18 protein-coding genes and 1 other RNA gene are annotated in these 18,514 nt (G+C 63.1%); 10 read left to right on the forward strand and 9 right to left on the reverse strand.

Going from position 1 to position 18,514, the window contains the following annotated elements; genetic code table 11:
• Window positions 1-30: 30 nt before the first annotated feature.
• On the forward strand, window positions 31-927 hold the full coding sequence (locus tag EJ071_RS19100; RefSeq protein WP_126099241.1) for a LysR family transcriptional regulator: 897 nt from the start codon (window positions 31-33) through the stop codon (window positions 925-927).
• A gap of 42 nt (window positions 928-969) precedes the next feature.
• Here EJ071_RS19100 and EJ071_RS19105 read toward each other — a convergent pair whose 3' ends face one another.
• Together EJ071_RS19105 and EJ071_RS19110 are read right to left on the reverse strand one after the other, a co-directional pair.
• Window positions 970-2,148, reverse strand: a complete 1,179-nt coding sequence (locus EJ071_RS19105) for a lytic murein transglycosylase (protein ID WP_126099242.1) — start codon at window positions 2,146-2,148, stop codon at window positions 970-972.
• Window positions 2,149-2,330: 182 nt separating this feature from the next.
• The gene (locus EJ071_RS19110; protein ID WP_126099243.1) at window positions 2,331-3,122 is read right to left on the reverse strand and encodes a GH25 family lysozyme; all 792 of its coding nucleotides are present in this window, start codon (window positions 3,120-3,122) and stop codon (window positions 2,331-2,333) included.
• Window positions 3,123-3,404: 282 nt separating this feature from the next.
• Here EJ071_RS19110 and EJ071_RS19115 point away from each other — a divergent pair, with 282 nt between their 5' ends.
• The gene (locus tag EJ071_RS19115) at window positions 3,405-4,790 is read left to right on the forward strand and encodes a serine hydrolase (RefSeq protein WP_126099244.1); all 1,386 of its coding nucleotides are present in this window, start codon (window positions 3,405-3,407) and stop codon (window positions 4,788-4,790) included.
• A gap of 6 nt (window positions 4,791-4,796) precedes the next feature.
• Here the strand turns inward: EJ071_RS19115 and EJ071_RS19120 are convergent, their stop codons facing one another.
• The 3 genes from EJ071_RS19120 to EJ071_RS19130 are packed head-to-tail and all read right to left on the reverse strand — an operon-like array spanning window position 4,797 to window position 10,524.
• Window positions 4,797-5,462, reverse strand: coding sequence for a class I SAM-dependent methyltransferase (locus EJ071_RS19120; protein WP_126099245.1), 666 nt, complete (start codon window positions 5,460-5,462; stop codon window positions 4,797-4,799).
• Window positions 5,459-6,757: a DUF3419 family protein gene (locus EJ071_RS19125; RefSeq protein ID WP_126099246.1), complete on the reverse strand. Its 1,299-nt coding sequence runs from the start codon at window positions 6,755-6,757 to the stop codon at window positions 5,459-5,461. Before EJ071_RS19125 ends, EJ071_RS19120 begins: the two co-directional genes overlap by 4 nt.
• 35 nt (window positions 6,758-6,792) lie before the next feature.
• Window positions 6,793-10,524 carry a hydantoinase B/oxoprolinase family protein gene (locus EJ071_RS19130; protein WP_126099247.1) on the reverse strand — a complete coding sequence of 1,244 codons (3,732 nt, stop codon included), beginning with the start codon at window positions 10,522-10,524 and terminating at the stop codon, window positions 6,793-6,795.
• A gap of 98 nt (window positions 10,525-10,622) precedes the next feature.
• Here EJ071_RS19130 and EJ071_RS19135 point away from each other — a divergent pair, with 98 nt between their 5' ends.
• The 8 genes from EJ071_RS19135 to EJ071_RS19170 all read left to right on the forward strand — a co-directional run bounded on the left by EJ071_RS19135 (window position 10,623) and on the right by EJ071_RS19170 (window position 15,214).
• Entirely contained in the window at window positions 10,623-11,138 is a 516-nt protein-coding gene (locus EJ071_RS19135) for a winged helix DNA-binding protein (RefSeq protein WP_126099248.1), read from the forward strand.
• Between the two features lie 160 nt (window positions 11,139-11,298).
• Entirely contained in the window at window positions 11,299-11,499 is a 201-nt protein-coding gene (locus EJ071_RS19140; RefSeq protein WP_126099249.1) for a hypothetical protein, read from the forward strand.
• A gap of 132 nt (window positions 11,500-11,631) precedes the next feature.
• Window positions 11,632-12,351 carry a DnaJ family molecular chaperone gene (locus EJ071_RS19145; RefSeq protein ID WP_126099250.1) on the forward strand — a complete coding sequence of 240 codons (720 nt, stop codon included), beginning with the start codon at window positions 11,632-11,634 and terminating at the stop codon, window positions 12,349-12,351.
• Window positions 12,348-13,115, forward strand: coding sequence for an N-acetylmuramoyl-L-alanine amidase (locus tag EJ071_RS19150; RefSeq protein ID WP_126099251.1), 768 nt, complete (start codon window positions 12,348-12,350; stop codon window positions 13,113-13,115). The genes EJ071_RS19145 and EJ071_RS19150 overlap by 4 nt, the downstream gene beginning before the upstream one ends.
• Before the next feature lie 185 nt (window positions 13,116-13,300).
• Complete coding sequence (locus tag EJ071_RS19155; protein WP_126099252.1) at window positions 13,301-14,011, forward strand: transglycosylase SLT domain-containing protein; 711 nt, start codon at window positions 13,301-13,303, stop codon at window positions 14,009-14,011.
• Between the two features lie 58 nt (window positions 14,012-14,069).
• Window positions 14,070-14,469, forward strand: an RNA gene (gene rnpB / locus EJ071_RS19160) — RNase P RNA component class A.
• Window positions 14,470-14,638: 169 nt separating this feature from the next.
• Window positions 14,639-14,914 (forward strand): type II toxin-antitoxin system ParD family antitoxin, encoded by a 276-nt coding sequence (locus tag EJ071_RS19165; protein WP_126099253.1) that lies wholly within the window; start codon window positions 14,639-14,641, stop codon window positions 14,912-14,914.
• A gap of 96 nt (window positions 14,915-15,010) precedes the next feature.
• Window positions 15,011-15,214, forward strand: a complete 204-nt coding sequence (locus tag EJ071_RS19170) for a type II toxin-antitoxin system RelE/ParE family toxin (RefSeq protein WP_348628108.1) — start codon at window positions 15,011-15,013, stop codon at window positions 15,212-15,214.
• A 163-nt stretch (window positions 15,215-15,377) separates the two neighbouring features.
• Here EJ071_RS19170 and EJ071_RS19175 read toward each other — a convergent pair whose 3' ends face one another.
• From EJ071_RS19175 to EJ071_RS19190, 4 genes are all read right to left on the reverse strand, one after another.
• Complete coding sequence (locus EJ071_RS19175) at window positions 15,378-16,493, reverse strand: cystathionine gamma-lyase (RefSeq protein WP_126099254.1); 1,116 nt, start codon at window positions 16,491-16,493, stop codon at window positions 15,378-15,380.
• Between the two features lie 150 nt (window positions 16,494-16,643).
• Window positions 16,644-17,873, reverse strand: a complete 1,230-nt coding sequence (locus tag EJ071_RS19180) for an integrase (protein ID WP_126099255.1) — start codon at window positions 17,871-17,873, stop codon at window positions 16,644-16,646.
• A complete protein-coding gene (locus EJ071_RS19185) occupies window positions 17,837-18,127 on the reverse strand; it encodes a hypothetical protein (RefSeq protein WP_126099256.1) in 291 nt (96 codons plus the stop codon). The genes EJ071_RS19180 and EJ071_RS19185 overlap by 37 nt, the downstream gene beginning before the upstream one ends.
• Entirely contained in the window at window positions 18,124-18,513 is a 390-nt protein-coding gene (locus tag EJ071_RS19190; protein WP_126099257.1) for a hypothetical protein, read from the reverse strand. The genes EJ071_RS19185 and EJ071_RS19190 overlap by 4 nt, the downstream gene beginning before the upstream one ends.
• Window position 18,514 lies beyond the last annotated feature (1 nt).

An 18,514-nucleotide genomic window follows, 5' to 3' on the forward strand; every position in this document is an offset into this window, starting at 1 on the left:
CTGACTGGCTTGTTAATCCTGAGATACATAATGAGAGGGTCTGAATTCACCGAACTCAGGGCCTTTGCGGCGATCGTGGAGGAGGGCAGTTTCATCCGCGCTTCTGCTAGGCTCAGGATTTCACCCCCGGCTCTCAGCCAGACGATACGGCAATTGGAAGCTCGCCTCGGCGTCCGCCTGCTGAACCGGACGACACGCAGCGTCGCGCCGACCGCGGCCGGCGAGACGCTGTTTGCCCGCCTTGCGGTGGTGTTCGGTGAACTGGAAGGCGCTGTCGCGGACGTTCAGGCCGCGCGTGACAGCCCGACCGGTTCGCTGCGTATCAATGTTCCGCGCATTGCCGCAATGCGGTTCATCGCGCCGATCCTCGGCGACTTCCAGCGCGCCTATCCCGATATCGTACTGACGATCATCGTCGACGACCTGCTGACAGATATTGTCGAGGGGCGTTTCGATGCCGGAATCCGTCTTGGCGAACGGCTGGAGAGGGACATGGTTGCTGTCAAGCTGAGCGATGATTTGCAAATGGCCGCTGTGGCTGCTCCGGCCTACCTCAAGAGTCGCGCGATTCCGCGCTTCCCGCAGGATCTACACCAGCACCGCTGCATCAACTTTCAATGGCCCGGCGGAGGCAACATCTACCGATGGGAGTTCTCGCGCGGTAAGCGGTCGCTTGAAATCGCAGTCGAGGGAAGTCTCATCGTCAACGATACAGAGCTGATGCTCAATGCGGCGCTGGACGGAGCAGGCGTGGCTTACATGCTTGATTATCAAGTCCAGCCATCGATCGAGACCGGCAAACTGATTCGGTTTCTCGAAAACTGGTCGCCCAGTTTTCCAGGCTTTTATCTATATCATCCAAGTCGACGGCATGTGCCGCCGGCACTGCGTGTGTTCATCGATTTCATTCGGACGACTCGAGAGTAGAGGCACGGAGCTGGAAGGACCAAGCTCCGTCCATCACAGGAATCACAGCTTCGCCAGCAGTTCCGGCGTCGGCCAGCCATCCACCGGAAGGCCAAGCCGCATCTGTTCCTTGCGGATCGCTTCACGCGTGTTGGTGCCCAGGATGCCGTCGACCGTTCCCACATCGTAGCCCTTGGCTTCGAGCTTGGTCTGCAGCGCTTTCATCTGGTCGCCGCTGAGACCTTGCTCCGGCGTGCGCGGGTCGAATTGCGGCGCGCCGGCAAACCGTGTCGCGAGCACCGCGGCGGTCAGCGCATAGGTGAACGACTGGTTCCACTCCAGATAGACGTCGAAATTGTCGTAGGTCAGGAAGGCAGGACCCTTGCGACCCATGGGCAATGCGAGCCCGGCCTTCAGGCCATTGTCGACGAGCGGCGTGCCGTTCGGATTGGTCACGCCCCACTGAGCCCATTGCGAGATCGGCAACTTGTTGGTGCGGCCGGTCTGGTCCCAAGGCATATCGCCGGGAGCGCGCACTTCCTCGACCCAGGGCTGGTCGCGCTTCCAGCCGCGCGACAGGATCTTGTCGGCCGTGGTCATGATCACGTCCGGCACGCTGTTCCTGAGATCGACCGTGCCGTCACCGTCGCCGTCGACGCCGCGGGCGAGGTAGTCGGTCGGCAGGATCTGCGTCTGGCCGATCTCGCCGGCCCAGGCACCCTTCACGTCGGCCGGCAGCACGCCGCGGTCGATCAAGGTCAGCAGCGGCACAAGCTGCGGCCGAAAGAGCTGAGGGCGGCGGCAGTCATGCGAGAGCGTGACCAGCGCGTCCAGCGTATGGAAATCGCCCTGCACGGCGCCGAAATCGGTTTCCAGTCCCCAGAATGCGGTGATGACCGCCGGCTGCACGCCGAATTCCTTGTCGGCGCGCGCGAAGACATCGGCATATTTCTGGAGGTTGGCCGCGCCCTGTTTGAGGCGATATGCCGAGATCATGCGGTTCGAGAATTGGGTGAAGGTCTGTGTGAACACTCCTTGAGCGCGGTCGCGCGCCAGCACCTTCTCGTCGATGGTGGCGGCTTCCAGCGCGTCCAGCCCGACGGCGCCGACGCCGGCCGCCTTGGCTTCGGCCGCGACGCCCTGTTTCCAGGCTTCGAAATCGCCGCCGCATTCCTGTGCCGCCGCCGGCCAGGCGAAAGCACCGAGGACCAGCGCCGCCAAAATTTCAACGCGCAATCGCATCGCTTCCCTTTCGAGACCGCCGCATTGATCCGTGAAACCCGGCCGGGTCTGGACAGGATCATGCGTAGATTTCAAAGTTCAAGAGCGCCGTTCGGCACCCGGGTAGGGTGCGCCGCTCCGCATCACTAGCGGTTGCAACCATCGCCGCCCGCCGTGTCGAAAAGCAGGCACGGGGGCCGATGTCAACGGGTGTTCTGCCGCAGCCACTTGTTCCAGGCGGCTTCCGAGCCGTTGAAAACATTGATGTCGGACTTGCCGGTCATACCGGGCACGATGCCGGTGCCGGTGTATTGCCAGAACGCGAAGGGGTGGCTGCCGTATTTCTGACGCGGATGGCCCGCGACCGAGCGCAGCCAGTAGGGATAGCCGCGGAAGGTTGCCAGTTGATTGTCGTCGAAGAAGTCGAGCGAAGTGTAGATGATCGGCTTCTTGCCGTAGTGGCGCTCGACCATCTCGAGGAAGGTGGTCATCTCTGCGCGCACCGTCGCGGGATCGGGGCGCAGCCTGCAGGTCGGCGACTTCGGGTTCCATTCCATGTCGAGCACCGGCGGCATTGCCGACGGGTCTCTTGGCACATTGGCGATGAACCAGCGCGCCTGGGTGGCGGCCGGCGTGCAGAAATAGAAGAAATGATAAGCCGCGCGCGGGATTCCGGCGGTTTTGGTGCGGGCCCAGTGTTCGTTGAAATAGTCATCGAACCGGTCGCCACCTTCCGTTGCCTTGATGAAGGCGAAGGATATGCCGCTGGCCTTGGCCGTCGGCCAGTCGACCGAGGTTTGGTATTTGGAGACATCGGTGCCATGGATGGCATAATTCCACGGCGTGCCGCTGTCCCATTCATGCGGCTTGGAATCCTCGAAACGCGGCGCGCGCACCGCGACAGTCTGCGATGACGGCGCCAGCGGCGAAAGATCCTCGACGGTCGAGCAGGCGCCCAACAGCGTAAGCATCAGGATGGCCGCAAGACGGCGCATGATATCCCCCGAGCCGGGATCAGCCGGCCGCTGATGGGTCCTTCACTGATGGTGGTCGCTTACGCGGGCCCCCTCCGGACGGCCGCCCCACTGGGCCGCCCGCTCTTCATGCATGTCGTTGTCCCAAAGCAGCTTGGCACTTTTGGACCACATCCCTCCGTGATCGCCGAACATGGTTGATAATCCGTTGACGGCGCTCGACATCGGATATGATTTTGCGGAAGCAATGGCGGCAAATCGATGACATAAATCGAGCCGGGAAATCCAAGGGGCGGGAAAAAGATGCGGGCTGTCGTGAAGTTCATCAAATGGCTGCTGGGCCTCGTCGTGCTGGCGGTGGTCGGGCTCTTCGCCTGGCTCTACTTTGCGCCGCCCGAGTTGATCCGCGTCGGCTCCGGCTATTCGGCCAAGATCGTCTGCTCGAACGTGTTCATCGCCGGCCGGGACCCGAACGAGGTGCTCGCCATCGACGTGCAGGCGCCGGGTCATCCGCTGCTCCGCCTGATGAAGGTATCTGTCGACAAGGAGAGGGGGCTTGTTTCGGCGGGCCTGTTCGGCGTGCTGGGCAAAAGCGTCGCGGTCGCGCGCGACGGGCTCGGCTGCGCCTCGGTTCCCAACGGCGACACCGGACGGGCGAGGCAGACATCCGTGCATGTCGAGCCTCTGGCGGTGACCGTGCAGGACGCGCTCTGGCCCGAAGGCGAACGGGTGGATGCCTCGCAAAACCCGCAAGTGTCGAAGATCATCGACGATGCCGCCATGGCCGGGACCGGCATGCGCGCGCTCGTTGTGGTGAAGAACGGCCATATCGTCGCGGAGCGCTTTGGCGATGGTTTTTCGGCCAAGACGCCGCTGCTCGGCTGGTCGATGACCAAGACGGTGAATGTCGCGATCGTCGGCACGCTGGTGAAGGACGGCAAGATGGCGCTCGACAGCAAGGACCTGTTCGCGCCGTGGAAGGCCGACGGGCGGGCCGCCATCAGCCTCGCCGACATGATGGCGATGTCGAGCGGGCTGGAGTTCAACGAGGATTACGGCGACGTCGCCGACGTGACCCGCATGCTCTATCTCGAGCCGGACATGGCGGGCTTTGGCGAGGCCAAGCCGCTCGCCGGCGAGGTGGGCAAGGTGTTTTCCTATTCGAGCGGCACGGCCGTCATGCTGTCGCGCCTGTGGCAGGACGCGGTCGGTGAGAAGGCAAAGGCGCTGGCATGGCCGCGGACCACGCTGTTCGGCCCGCTCGGCATGCACAGCGCGGTGCTCGAAACCGACGAGCAGGGCACGTTCGTCGGCTCGTCCTATCTCTATGCCACGGCGCATGACTGGGCCCGCTTCGGCCAGTTCCTGCTGCAGGGTGGCGTCTGGAACGGCGCGCAGATCTTGCCCGCCGGCTTCGTCGACTGGATGCGGGAGCCGGCACCGGCTTCGAAGGTCTACGGCAAGGGTCAGGTCTGGATCGAGGGCCCGGGCGACGAGGAAAGCCCCGGCGCTGGCGCCGCTGCCGGCCTGCCCAAGGATACCTATTGGATGGAAGGCCATGACGGCCAGACGGTGGCCATCATTCCGTCGGAGCAACTGGTGGTGGTGCGTCTCGGGCTGACGCCCGCCAAGCTCGGCTATCGTCCGCAAGCCATGGTGGCGGCGCTGGTCAAGGCACTACACCAGTAGCGCCTGCTATTTGCGAGCGCCGATCACCGCCAGCCAGGCATAGCCGCGATAAAGCGTTCTGAAATGGAAGGTTGTGCCGTTCCGCTCGGATTCCGATTCAAGGACATCGCGCAGCGAGGCGCGCGGCTCGACATGGAATTTCCGCAGCCAGCCGCGCAGCAACGCCCGGAACCAGCGCGGCAGGCCTTCCTGCTGGCCGAAATCGACGACATGCAGCGAGCCGCCTGGAGCAAGCGCGGCGAGCGCCGCCGAGACGGTCTTTTCCCACCCAGGGATCATCGACAGCGAATAGGAAACGAAGACGCGGTCGAAGCGCGCGGTACCGAAAAGCGCCTTGGCATCGAAGTCGGTGGCGTCGCCGCGAGCCAGGGTGACCCGAGCGGCGAGACCTTCGCGGGCCATAGCGGCGTTCGCCGTTTCCAGCATCTCGGCCGAGATATCGAGGCCGAAAAAGCGGGCGTTCGGATAGCGGCGGGCGGCAAGCACGATGTTGCGGCCGGTGCCGCAGCCGAGTTCCAACACGGTGCCGCCTTGCGGCATGTCGAGCCCTGCGATCAGCTGGTCGCGGCCGAGCAGGTAGTATTTGCGGGTCAGGTCGTAGATGTGGCGCTGCCAGCGATAGACGCCGTCCATCAGCTCGGCATGGCTGGCCGGCAGTTCGGTCGCGTTCATGCGGCGCGCTTCACATAGAGGTGGAAGCCGCCATAAATGGCCGAACGGTCCTTGGCGGAGAATTCGCGCGAGGCCTCGGTCTCATAGTGCCATTGGTCGAGCAGCGAGTTGGAGACGCGGCCCGGCAGCAGGCTGGGCTCGGCCGCGGTGCGGAAGATCACGCGGGCGCCAACCGAGGCCGTGCGGGTGATCTCGGTCCACAAATCGTTGAGCAGGTCGTCGGTCATCCAGTCCTGCGCGTCGAGCAGGACGAAGCGGTCGACCGAGCCCGCATCCTTGGCGGCCAGGAATTTGATCAGGTTGGCATGATGGATGGCGACGCGATCGATGTTGGCACGGATCGTTTTGTAGTTGCCCGGCTCGAGATAGGCGGGCAGGGCTGCCTCGCCAGGTTCCGGATAGCGGCGGGCGAAGGCCTGCCAGGCGAAATAATTGTTCTTCAGCGGAAAATCGCAGGCGAGCTTTTCCAGCCGCGCCTTCAAGACGCTCGCCATCGAGCCGTCGCCGGAGGTGATAAGAGAGTCGTATTGCGCCGGCGGGATGCCGAGGCCGAACAGCGACGCCTTGCGCGACGTCGCCCAGCGCAGGAGCTTCTTGTCGAAGACCGGCGCCAGCTCCTCGTTGAAGAAGCGGCGCTGCTCGCCAATGTTATTCGCCTTCATGATGCCGGCCGGATCGACGCCGAACAGCTTGCCGACGCGATGGCCCATGGCGATGAAGAGGCCGAGCAGGCCGGTCTGATAGAAGTTGCGGTCGAAGACCGAGATGCGGCGGCGGCCGCGCCAGTTCCGGCGCTCCCAATAGTGGCGGCTGACCGGATCGAGATGCGGCGCGATGAAGCGGTCGTAGGCTTCCGAATTATGGCTGGTGTCGGCGGCGCCGAAGAAGCGGAACAGGTCGCCCTGGGACGGCAGGTGGCGAACCGCTCCCAGTTTCATGCGGTTCAGCGCGATGTGCGCGGCGTTGAGGTCGACGGCGTCGATCCGGGCCGGCGAGCGGGTGAGGTAAGCCAGGATGTTGCAGCCGCCTGACGCGATTGTGACGATGCGATGGCCGGCGCCAAGCTGCATGGCCTCCATGTCGACATCCGGGTCCTCCCAGATCTGCGGATAGACAAGGCCGGAAAACAGGAAGGCGAAGAGACGTTCGGAAATGCCATCCTTCGACAATGCCCGGTTTTGGTAGACCGCCTTTCCGACTTCCTTGCCTCGGCGATAAACGAGTTCTCCCGAAACATCCGACATGGCAAGGTGATTCCCCATTTGCGTTGGCGCAAGCGGGTAGCGCAGCGTCATGACAGGCGGGTGACAGGCTGTTGACGCTGGTATATTTATGCCTTGCCGAACCCGCCGGGTGTCGGCGTGATGACGATGACGGCCTCGCCGGCGTCGAGCGTGGTCTGGTCGCAGGCCTTCAGCACATCGATCGAGCCGTCGTTGCGCCTGACCTTGGTCGAGCCGGCCTCGCCATCGCCGCCGCCGTTCAGACCCTGGGGCGGGCGGTTGCGGTGCGAGGAGAGGATGGCGCATTCCATCGCTTCCAGGAAGCGGATGGTGCGCTTGGTGCCGTCGCCGGCGTTCCACTTGCCCTTGCCGCCGGAATCTTCGCGGATGCGGAAATCCTCCAGCACGACGGGGAAGCGCAATTCCAGCACCTCCGGATCGGTAAGCCGCGAATTGGTCATGTGCGTGTGGACGCCGGAGGTGCCGGCAAAGCCGCGGCCCGAATTCATCCGGCCGGCCGGCGAGCCGGAGCAGATCGTCTCGTAATACTGATACTGCCGGTTGCCGAAGGTCAGGTTGTTCATGGTGCCTTGGGCGTTGGCCAGCGCGCCCATGGCGCCGAACAGCGCGTTGGTGACGTGCTGCGAGGTCTCGACATTGCCGGCGACGACGGCGGCGGGATAGGCAGGCTTGAGCATGCAGCCGTCGGGGATGATGATGTTGATCGGTCGGAGGCAGCCGGCGTTCATCGGGATCATATCCTCGACCATGACGCGGAAGGCATAGAGCACGGCGGCTCGCGCCACCGGCTCCGGCGCGTTGAAATTGTTCTTCATGACCGGCGAGGTGCCGGTGAAATCGACCGTCGCCTCGCGCTTTTCCCGGTCGACGCTGATCCTGACCTTGATCAGCTGACCGGTGTCGGTGGGATATTGGTAGTCCGAACTGTCCGGCAAGCGCTCCAGCACGCGGCGCACGCTCTCGGCGGCATTGTCCTGGACATGGCCCATATAGGCCTCGACGACATCGAGGCCGAAATGCGCGACCATCTTGCGGAGTTCCGCCACGCCCTTTTCGTTGGCGGCGATCTGCGCCTTGAGGTCGGCGATGTTCTGGACGGGATTGCGGGCAGGATAGGGATGGTCGGTAAGGAGGGTCTCGAGCTCCTTCTCGCGAAAGCGGCCGCGATCGACGATGCGGAAATTGTCGAACAGCACGCCTTCCTCGTCGACCGTGGTGGCTAAAGGCGTCATCGAGCCGGGCGCCGTGCCGCCGACATCGGCGTGGTGGCCGCGCGAGGCGACGTAGAACAATATCTCCTCCCCCCTCGAGGGGGAGGTGCCGCCGAAGGCGGCGGAGGGGGTCGTTGCGGCAGTGCTCGACGCTTTGGCTGTGCCTTCTGAGGCGACCCCACCCGGTCGCTTCGCGGCCACCCTCCCCTCAAGGGGGAGGGAAAAAACCGGCGTCACGACGGTGATGTCGGGGAGATGCGTGCCGCCATTGTAAGGCGCGTTGAGCGCGAAGACGTCGCCCGGATGGATATCGCCCGAATTCAGGCGGATGACGGTTTCGACCGAGCGGTCCATGGAGCCGAGATGCACCGGCATGTGCGGCGCGTTGGCGACCAGGGCGCCGTGGCGGTCGAACACCGCGCAGGAAAAGTCCAGCCGTTCCTTGATGTTGACCGAATAGGCCGTGTTCTGCAGCGTCACGCCCATCTGCTCGGCGATCGACATGAAGAGGTTGTTGAAGACCTCCAGCATCACCGGATCGGCCTCGGTGCCAAGCGCCGCCTGCCGGCGCTTCTTTTCGATGCGGCGCAGGAGCACGTGATTTCTGGCGGTGATCTCGGCCTGCCAGCCGGGCTCGACGACGATGGTCTGGTTCGGCTCGATAATGAGGGCCGGGCCGGCCACCTTGTAGCCGGGCTTCAGATCCTCCCGCCGGAAGATGCCGGCATCGCGCCAGCCGCCATCGGCGAAGAATTGCCGGGTCTGCCAAGGGCTTGCCGCTTGGTCTTCGAGACTTGATTCATTTTCGTCGCGCGCTCCGGTCCCGACATCGCTGCCTTCGACGCCGACTGCCTCCACGATCATCGGCTTGTTTTCATAGACGAAGCCGAACTGCGCCTTGTGGGCGGCCTCGAAATCGCTTCTGGCGCGGAAGATCGAGCCATGCTCGAAATTGACCGGCAGCGCCGTGTCGGTGCCGTCATAGCGAATTTGCAGGACCGGCTTGGACGCGATGGCGGCTTCCGCAATGCCTTGCGCGGCAAGCTCGGCGACCACGCCTTGGCGCAATGCCGAAATCAGGTCCTCGATCGACGAGCGCGATTCTTCGGCGAGAGGTTCGAGCAATGCCTGTTGGCGCGAGGCGAAAACCGTCGACAGCCCGATACCGTAAGCCGAGAGCAGGCCCGAGAAGGGGTGGATGAGCACCGCTTCCATGCCGAGCGCATCGGCGACGAGGCAGGCATGCTGGCCGCCGGCGCCGCCGAAACAGTTCAAGAGATATTCGGTGACGTCGTAGCCGCGCTGCACCGAAATCTTCTTGATGGCGTTGGCCATATTCTCGACGGCGATGGTGACGAAACCCTCGGCCACCGCTTCCGGCGAGCGTCCATCGCCGATCTCGGCGGCCAAGGCCGCGAATTTTTCGCGCACGGTGGCGACATCGAGCGGCTGGTCCTGGCCGGGACCGAAGATCGCCGGGAAGACATCGGGCTGCAGCTTGCCGAGCATGACATTGGCGTCGGTGACGGCAAGCGGGCCGCCGCGCCGGTAAGCGGCTGGGCCAGGATTGGCGCCGGCCGAGTCCGGGCCGACGCGGAAGCGGCCGGCCTCGTAATGCAGGATCGAGCCGCCGCCGGCCGCGACCGTGTGGATGCGCATCATCGGCGCTCGAATGCGCACGCCGGCGACTTCGGTGTCGAAGGCGCGCTCGTAGTCGCCGTCATAGTGGGCGACGTCGGTCGAGGTGCCACCCATGTCGAAACCGATGACCTTGTCGAATCCGGCGAGCTTCGCCGTCTCGACCATGCCGACGACACCGCCGGCCGGACCCGACAGCAGCGCGTCCTTGCCCTGGAACATGTCGGCGGCGGTTAGCCCGCCCGACGACATCATGAACATCAGGCGGGGGCCGGCACCCAACTCTCCTGCCACCCTTTGCACGTAGCGCGACAGGATCGGCGACAGATAGGCGTCGACCACCGTGGTGTCGCCGCGGCCGACCAGCTTGATCAGCGGCGAGACCTCGTGGCTGACCGAGATCTGGCTGAAGCCGATCTTGCGGCAGACCTTGGCTACCGCTTTTTCGTGGTCCGGATATTTCCAGGCATGCATGAAGACGACGGCGACCGCGTCGATGCCGTCCGCCTTGGCCTGCTCGATCGCGGGGCGGCAGGCGGCGATGTCGAGCAGGCGCTCGACGCGACCGTCTGCACGCACGCGTTCGTCGATCTCGATCACGCGCTCGTAGAGCTGCTCCGGCAGGATGATTTCCTTGGCGAAGATATCCGGCCGCGCCTGATATGCGATGCGCAGCGCGTCGCGAAAACCCTTGGTGATGAGCAGGAGCACGCGGTCGCCCTTGCGCTCGAGCAGCGCATTGGTGGCGACTGTGGTGCCCATCTTGATGTCGCCGATCCGCTCGGCGGGAATGGCGGCGCCGGTTTTTAGCCCAAGCAGGTCGCGTATGCCCTGGATGGCGGCGTCGGCATAGGCTTCAGGGTTCTCGGACAGGAGCTTGCGCGGGTGCAACTGGCCCTGCGGATCGCGGCCGATGATGTCGGTGAAGGTGCCGCCACGGTCGATCCAGAAATCCCATCTCGAGGTCACGTTGCCTCCCTTTGCGGTCGTGCGGATCTAGGTTTTTCATTGCCTTATCGATGTCAATACGTCAATATATTATCGATAAAACATCGGAAAGGCATCGCATGCAACGCGAAGAATGGGGGCCGATCGTTTCGGCATCGCATCTGTCGGTTGGGGCCATGCCGTCCATGTCGGAACTGGAATTCGCCCTGACGGTCACCGGCAACGCCTTTCAGCGCTGGACGGTGAGGTGCATGGCGGCCGCCGGCTACCCCAGCCTCACCCATCTCGACGTCCTTCTGCTGCATGCCACCAACCATCGAGGGCGCGAGAAGACGCAGGCCGATCTCTGCACCATGTTCAACATCGAGGACACCCATCTTGCGACCTATTCGATCAAGAAACTCGCCGGAATGGGCCTTGTCCGAACCGGCAGACGCGGCAAGGAAAAGATCGTAGGGGTTACCGAAGCTGGCGCGCGGGCGTGCGAACGCTACCGGGAGTTGCGCGAAGGGTTGCTGATTTCGAGCATCAAAACCCTCGGGCTCGATGAAGAGGCGCTCAGCAGGCTCGCGGCGCTGATGCGCGCGGTGTCTGGCCAGTACGACCAGGCTGCCCGCGGCGCCGTCAGCCTGTAGCAGGCGCACCATCTCGCCAAATTGCCTGTAATACCGGGGCGTTAGCAGTTATCGCGATGTTACACGCAGAAACGCAACGTTACGAAACTCCCGAGCCGCTTGATGCATTTCTCCTGCGACTGTTCACCGAAACGTGAACGTTTGTTGAAGGAGTGATATCATGAAGAAGCTCATTCTGGCGTCTGTTTCGGCGCTTGCCCTGCTGGGGGTCGCGGCTTGCAGCAACAGCGGCACGGACAACACGACCACTCAAAGCACCAACCCGCCGGCCAACGAGCAGCCGATGAAGCCAGCTACGCCTGACGCTTCGAAGCCTGCCGAACCGGCTCCGGCAACACCTCCTGCTGCGCCTGCGCAGTAGAAGTCGATCTGACGATTCTGGAAGGCCGGCTTCTGCCGGCCTTCTTTTTGTCGGGGCTGCGGTCAGCGACCATTGGACCTGCGGCATCGTCCCGGCTTGATAGCGGTGCCCGGTTCGCACTAAGAAGCCGGCATGTCGATTTGGGACCGCCTCGGCGAATTCATCGCTCGTGTTTCGTCGTCGGCGTCCTCGGGCGTCGCCGACGTCGTCGAGGCCGTGCGTACCGTGTTTTCCGGCGACCCGGATTTGCGCCGGCGCGTTGCCTTCTCAGTGGCGATGATCGCGCTCTCTGCCAAGATGGCCAAGGCCGACGGCATCGTCACTCAGGACGAAGTGCGCGCCTTCCAGGAAATCTTCGAGGTGCCGCCGAGTGAAACGCGCAACGTGGCGCGCCTCTACGACCTCGCCAAGCGCGATGTTGCCGGTTTCGAGATCTATGCCCTGCGCATGGCGCAGCTTTGCGGTTCCGGCCATGCGAATTGCATGATGCTGGAAGACATACTCGATGGGCTGTTCCACATCGCCAAGGCCGACGGCCTGATCCACGAGCGGGAAGGGCAATTCCTGCATCGCATTGCCGAGATTTTCCGGATCGACGAGGCGCATTACCAGGCGATCCTGTCGCGTCACGTCAATCTGGGCGCCGCCGATCCCTATGTTGTTCTGGGCATCGAGCGCGGAAAGCCGTTCGAAGAGGTCAGGAAGCGCTACCGCAAGCTGATCTCCGACAATCACCCCGACAGGCTGATCGCGCGTGGCCTGCCGCAGGAGTTCATCAAGATCGCCACGACAAGGGTCGCTGCGATCAACGCTGCCTATGAGATGATCGAACGGGGTCTCAGGCACGCATGAGCGGATTTTTGCCCGACCAGCAGGGTGCCGAGGTCAGGGTGTCGCCGAATTTTGGCCCGCGACGCGAGATGCTCGGGCCCGACATGATCGTGTTGCACTATACCGGCATGGCGACGGGCGCCGGCGCCGAGGCGTGGCTGTGCGATCCGGCAAGCGAGGTGTCCGCGCATTATCTTGTTCATGAGAACGGCTGGATCGTGCAGATGGTTCGTGAGGGCGACCGCGCCTGGCATGCCGGCAAGAGCTCGTGGTTCGGGCGCACGGACATCAACTCGTGCTCGGTCGGCATCGAGATCGTCAATCCCGGGCATTCGCTCGGCTACAAGGCCTTCCCGAAGCGGCAGATCGATGCGGTGATCGGATTGTGCGCGGGGATCGCCGGCCGGCATTCCATTGCACCGCAAAGGGTGCTTGCGCATTCCGACGTGGCGCCGGGGCGCAAAGTCGACCCGGGCGAGAGATTTCCCTGGAAGGCGCTCTTCGCGGCCGGCGTCGGCCACCTCGTTCCCGCGGCCCCGATCAGGCAGGGCGCGACGCTGAAGGCGTGCGACACCGGCGCCGACGTCGAGGCGCTGCAGTCGATGCTGGCACTCTATGGTTATGGCGTCGAGATATCGGGCGTCTTCGATCGCCAAACAGAAATCGTGGTGGCGGCATTTCAGCGGCATTTCCGGCGGCGGCTCGTCGACGGCGTGGCGGACAGCTCGACGATCCGCACACTGCAAAGGCTGCTGGCTTCCGTAAAGGCCGCCTCGCCAGAATAATCTGCCAAGCTACCTAAATTACAATTTGTCATACAAAGTGAATTGCCTCGCCTTCATTGGCGCCAAATCGCTCTTCAAAGGCATCTCCCGCAAGTTGTCGGACGTCTAGCCTCCCAAGATGTTCCGATATTGAGTTGGCCCACCCGCGCGAAGTTCTTCGCTCGGTTCAAACAGAACAGGACTACATGCACAGATTGACCGTTGTAGCGGCAGCCGTTGCTGCCGGAGTGATGACTTTTGCCTTCAGCCCGGCTAACAGCGCGCCGTTGAGCATGCGGGCGGCAGACAATGGGTTCGCAGCGACCCCCGTGACGCCGAAGGCGGCTCCGGCCCTCAAACCCGCAAAAACCAAGAAAACCGCTGCGGCGAAAGTGCAGAAGACCGCCGCATTGAAGTCGGCAAAATCAACGGTCAAACGCGGTAGGAAGCGCGGCAGGCAGACTGTCGACCTGACGACGACAGCGTCCATTCACCCCGAAAAGCCTGCATTGTCGTCTTCGGCCACCGGCGGCGGCCAATATTCGGCGATCATCGCTCGCTATGCTGCAAGCTATGGCGTGCCGGTGTCGCTCGCCAAGGCCGTTATCAAGATCGAAAGCAACTACCGGCCGAACATGGTCGGGGGCGCCGGTGAGATCGGCCTGATGCAGATCAAGCCGGCGACGGCGCGCATGATGGGCTATACGGGTTCGGTCAAGGGACTGTTCGATCCCGACACCAACATCAAATACGGCATGAAGTACCTCGCCATGGCGCAAGGCCTCGGCGGCGGCACCACTTGCGGCACGATCCTCAAATACAATGCCGGTCATGGCGCAAGGCGGATGAATCCGGTTTCGGCCGCCTATTGCAGCAAGGTGAAGGTGCAGATGGCGGCGCTCGGCTCACCCGCCTAGAGGCAAGTTCGCCTTTTTCGTTTGCGTTTTCAGGCGGGAATCCCTTTATACGCGCTTGCCAGCTGGCTGGGCGGCCGCGCCTGCAAGAGCCGAAAGGCTGCGGGTGAGGAAAGTCCGGGCTCCATGGAGACACGGTGCCGGCTAACGGCCGGCGGGGGTAACCCCAGGGAAAGTGCCACAGAAAGCAAACCGCCGCGGCATCAGCCGCGGCAAGGGTGAAAGGGTGGGGTAAGAGCCCACCGCGCGACTGGCAACAGGAGCGGCACGGCAAACCCCACCGGGAGCAAGACCGAATAGGGGCGGTGCGAAGGGAAACCTTCGAGGGCTGTTTCCGGCCCACCGTCCGGGTAGGTTGCGTGAGGCGCATGGCGACATGCGCCCAAGATGAATGGCCGCCACGTTCCCGCGCCGCAAGGCGCGGGGCCATACAGAACCCGGCTTACAGGCCAGCTGGCATTTTTCCCGATACCGACAAAACGCTTGATATCAACAGGTTGCAGCCATGGGCGTGCCTGTTGATTCAAGCGCGTGGAGCTGTGCCCGGTTCCACCGCTCCATGAATGCGTTCCTTGAAACCGGTACGATTAAATCGTACCCTGGTCGCAAAGAAAGCCATCGGAGCACATCATGGGCCAGGTCGACAAACGCAGCATAACGCTTTCCCCCGAGCTGGCGCGGGCGGTCGACGATGTCGTCGCCGCCGGCGAATACGCTTCGGCGAGCGAGGTGATCCGGGACGCGCTCAGGCAATGGAAGGACCGGCGCGACCTACTCGGCTACACAGTCGAGGAACTACGCAAGCTGGTGCAAGAGGGGATCGACAGCGGGCCTGGACGGTTCTCGTCGATGGATGAAATAAAGGCCGAAGCCCGTAAGCGATTGAGATCCGACGACGCGGCATGAAGGTGCTGCCGATCATTCGTACGGCGCACGCTGAAGGCGATTTGATAGCGATTTTGGCTCCACATCGCGCGTGATAACGAAGCTGCAGCGGATAGATTGCTCGATCGAATCGAGCCCCGGTGTCAACAGCTCGCGACCTATCCGTATTCGGGCCCTCCGCGCGACGACATCGCACCCGGAATCCGTCATCTGATCGTCGGCGAATACCTCACCTTCTATCGGGTCGGCGGGGACGCGATCGAAGTCGTCCGTGTGCTGCACGGCCGGCGGAAGATCGAGGCGGACGACTTTGCGCCGTGATCGGCGTTTGTCTAAAGCGCGTCGCGATCCTTCACATTCGCTCCGTGCGCTTTAGGTTTTTGATTTTACGCATGTCTTTGTCCCGAAACCGGTTCCACTTTCGGCAGACATGCTTCAACGCAATTCCGGACGAAAACCGCCAAAGCATTTTCCTGGAATTGCGCTAGCTGCCGATCTTATCCAACGACGCCTCGATCGCCTGCCAGAGCTCCTCGACCGGCTCGCAGCCGATGGCTAGCCGCACGAAGCCCGGGGGCACGGCGTCGCCACGCTTCGAGCGCCGCTCGGCCGAGCTGTGCACGCCGCCGAATGACGTGGCCGATTCAATCAGCGCGCAATTGTTGATGAAATCCTCGGCCTTCTCTTCCGACGCCAGTTCGAAGGAGATGAGGAAGCCGAAGCGATCCATCTGAGACCGCGCCAGATTGTGCGAGGGGTCGCCCTCAAGGCCTGGAAAGCGCAAGCCGCTCACGGCGCGATGCGCCTTGAGCCGGCGGGCGATCGTTTCCGCCGAAGTGCACATGCGGTCGAAACGCACCTCAAGCGTTTCGAGGCCGCGATGCACGAGCCAGGCCTCGAATGGTCCGGGAATGCCGCCGGCCGTTTCGCGCCAGTCTCTGACCCTGGCGACAATGTCCGGATTGCGACTGGCGACATGGCCGAACAGCACGTCCGAGTGCCCGTTGATCGCCTTGGTGTCGGCCGACACGACGATGTCGGCGCCGAGGTCGAGCGGCCGCTGGCCAAAGGGCGTCATCGTCGTGTTGTCGACGACAAGAACCGCACCTTGCTCGTGAGCCGCCTTGGCGACGGCGGCGATGTCGCAGATATCAAGTTGCGGATTGGATGGGGTCTCGGCGAAGACCAGTCGATAGCCTGCGAAAGCGCCATCGAGCATGCTCGATGTCGCCCTCACGTCATAGGTGACGCCAAGCGGTTTCAGGAAACGCTCCGCCAGCGCGCGTGTCGTGTGATAGCCGTCCGACGGCAAGAGTATGCGGTCGCCCGATTTGACGAGTGCGAAAAACGCCGCCGAAATCGCTGCCATTCCCGACGGAAAAGCAACGCATTGCGCATCTTCCAAATGGCCAAGCACATGCTCGACGGCATGCCATGTCGGATTGCTGAACCGGCCGTATTGATCGTATCCGGTCGCGTCGCCCGGCGAATGAAAGATCGAAGCCATGGTCAGCGGCAAGGGGATCGGGTCGCCCTTGGCGAAATCGCCGCTGCGCAGATGGGCAAGTGCCGCGGCGCGTGACTTCGCGGTTTCGGACATGGGCTCATTCCTTCGCTGAACAGAGGTTCGACGCTAGGCGCGCCAGCCGTTCGCAGCAAGCCGCGTCTTTTTGGGCCAGAGCGTTCTAAACGCTTCGTTAGTTTTATCGAAAATTTTCCGCCGCGTTTCCAATCGCTTAGCTGGTGCCCGTTACCGCCCGTTACCGCTGCCGTTACCGCTCTGTTCGCGCCCGCGAAGCCGAGCATCGGCGAATCGGTCCGCAGCTTCGAATACGGCGCGATCATACACCCTGGCGGTTGTGGTCGGCCCCGTGTGGCCAGCGACCTTCGCGGCGTCCTCGATCGACGCGTTGGCGGCGCGCCCTTCGGTGAGGCCGGAGGCGCGCAAATCACGCGCCCAGACCGTCGACGGGATGTTCGCAGCCTTGCGGTCGAGCCGCCAGCGATAGGCGAAGTTCTTCGGCCGGTAGGGGATGCCGGTGTCCTCACAGACGACGATCGGGCCGATGCGCAGCTCCTGCGGAACGAGTTTGATCTCCTCCATCACCATCGGCGCCTTGGCGAGCGGATAGATGATTTTCCGCCCCGTCGTCTCTTCCGTCTTAGACGGTGTGAACCTGAGCACCATGTGCTCGTCGATGTCCTCCCAACGCAGCCCAAACCATTTCTCTCCATTGGCGGGATCAAGAACGTCCGACAGGCCGCCCTCATTCATCGGATACCATTGGCCGATGACATCCCAGAGCCGGAGCGTGGTCTCGAAGGCGAAGGCGTAGGCCAGCGCCGACGAACGCCGATTCGCGGCGTTGGCGGCGGCGCGGGCGGCGGCGACTTGAGACGGGGTGATGACCTGGGTGCGCGGCGACGCCCGGGAAAGGTTCTTCTTTGCCTCGCGAAGCATGAGGAGCAGGCCGGCGCATTCGTTGTGCTTGTTCATCACGCCGAAGCTGAGGGCGGACTCGAGGATCGACCGGCACATCGCCGCGGTCGCGAGATTCTCGCCGCCGTTGGACCAGACCTTATGGTAGCGGATGATGTCGACACCGCTGATCGCGTCGACGCGCCTGGCGCCGATGTGCGCCTCGATCTTCGAGAGGAATCCGACATAGGTTCGACGAGATGCAGGCTTGAGCTTCTTGAACGGGCTCTCGTCGTGGCACTGGTACATCGTGAGAAGGGATTTCACGGTGCCGTCGAAGGCGAGAGGGTCATTGCGATAGCCGGCGCGCCATAGCAGCATGTCTGCCTGAAGCGCATCGCATTTCGCCTTCAGGATGTCGGGCTGGTCCACGAACATCGATAGATTGACCGTCTTGGGGAGGAACCCCTTCTTCACATCGGCTTCATCGGCGACCCAGATTGGCGCGGCGCCGTTCGCGCGCTTCATCCATTTGAGCCCCGGCGCTTTCGCTTGTTCCATGCGCTGTCGTCCTCTTGGCCGTCGGGCTTGCCCTTGGCGGATTCGACGGGCAAACCGAGGTAATTTTCATAGAAGCGCTTGACGAGCGGCACTGGCCGCCCGCCGTGAAAGGCATCAATAGCAGGGAAACCGGCCTTCTGTGCAAGAGTTGGAAGGCGTTCTTTCATCCATTTTTCAGCACCACGCTTGCCAACAATCGCCTCCGCGATCTCTCGATCGCCGGCGAACAGAGGCAAATCGTCCATCTTCGTCATGGTTCCTGCATCAACTCCTCGGCGATCCAGAGCATCGCAGCCGGCACGCTCCGGAAGACCAGTTCCTTTCGAGGATGCGGATTGTACGGGTTCCATCGCTCATCAAAGACGACGACGTTCCCCGGCTCGCCACGGATGCGGAAAGCACGCTCGCGCTCGCCGTCCTTCCCGCTGGTGCTGCTGCCAGGATTGGCGTGAAGCCACGCCGATACCCTGCCATGCGCCTGCTTGGCGAAGATGTCCCAGTGACCCGGGTTGCGATAGGCGACGGAGAAGCCGAGGGGGAAGTGGGGCTGGGAGACGTCATAGAAATGCTTCTCGGCCGCCACCTCGACAGCTCGCCGCGAGGCATAATTCGTCTTTTCTTCCAGCGTCAGGTCGGTCATG

Origin of the sequence: Mesorhizobium sp. M1B.F.Ca.ET.045.04.1.1, from assembly GCF_003952465.1 — a bacterium.
Lineage (GTDB): Bacteria > Pseudomonadota > Alphaproteobacteria > Rhizobiales > Rhizobiaceae > Mesorhizobium > Mesorhizobium shonense.

Bases quoted from the DNA above. Each gene is read 5' to 3' on its own strand.
- EJ071_RS19105 (WP_126099242.1), bottom strand. From the start codon at position 2,148: ATGCGATTGCGCGTTGAAATTTTGGCGGCGCTGGTCCTCGGTGCTTTC.
- EJ071_RS19185 (WP_126099256.1), bottom strand. From the start codon at position 18,127: ATGACGAAGATGGACGATTTGCCTCTGTTCGCCGGCGATCGAGAGATC.
- EJ071_RS19135 (WP_126099248.1), top strand. From the start codon at position 10,623: ATGCAACGCGAAGAATGGGGGCCGATCGTTTCGGCATCGCATCTGTCG.
- EJ071_RS19155 (WP_126099252.1), top strand. From the start codon at position 13,301: ATGCACAGATTGACCGTTGTAGCGGCAGCCGTTGCTGCCGGAGTGATG.
- EJ071_RS19120 (WP_126099245.1), bottom strand. From the start codon at position 5,462: ATGAACGCGACCGAACTGCCGGCCAGCCATGCCGAGCTGATGGACGGC.
- EJ071_RS19145 (WP_126099250.1), top strand. From the start codon at position 11,632: ATGTCGATTTGGGACCGCCTCGGCGAATTCATCGCTCGTGTTTCGTCG.
- EJ071_RS19100 (WP_126099241.1), top strand. From the start codon at position 31: ATGAGAGGGTCTGAATTCACCGAACTCAGGGCCTTTGCGGCGATCGTG.
- EJ071_RS19165 (WP_126099253.1), top strand. From the start codon at position 14,639: ATGGGCCAGGTCGACAAACGCAGCATAACGCTTTCCCCCGAGCTGGCG.
- EJ071_RS19110 (WP_126099243.1), bottom strand. From the start codon at position 3,122: ATGCGCCGTCTTGCGGCCATCCTGATGCTTACGCTGTTGGGCGCCTGC.
- EJ071_RS19115 (WP_126099244.1), top strand. From the start codon at position 3,405: ATGCGGGCTGTCGTGAAGTTCATCAAATGGCTGCTGGGCCTCGTCGTG.
- EJ071_RS19175 (WP_126099254.1), bottom strand. From the start codon at position 16,493: ATGTCCGAAACCGCGAAGTCACGCGCCGCGGCACTTGCCCATCTGCGC.
- EJ071_RS19190 (WP_126099257.1), bottom strand. From the start codon at position 18,513: ATGACCGACCTGACGCTGGAAGAAAAGACGAATTATGCCTCGCGGCGA.
- EJ071_RS19150 (WP_126099251.1), top strand. From the start codon at position 12,348: ATGAGCGGATTTTTGCCCGACCAGCAGGGTGCCGAGGTCAGGGTGTCG.
- EJ071_RS19140 (WP_126099249.1), top strand. From the start codon at position 11,299: ATGAAGAAGCTCATTCTGGCGTCTGTTTCGGCGCTTGCCCTGCTGGGG.
- EJ071_RS19180 (WP_126099255.1), bottom strand. From the start codon at position 17,873: ATGGAACAAGCGAAAGCGCCGGGGCTCAAATGGATGAAGCGCGCGAAC.
- EJ071_RS19125 (WP_126099246.1), bottom strand. From the start codon at position 6,757: ATGACGCTGCGCTACCCGCTTGCGCCAACGCAAATGGGGAATCACCTT.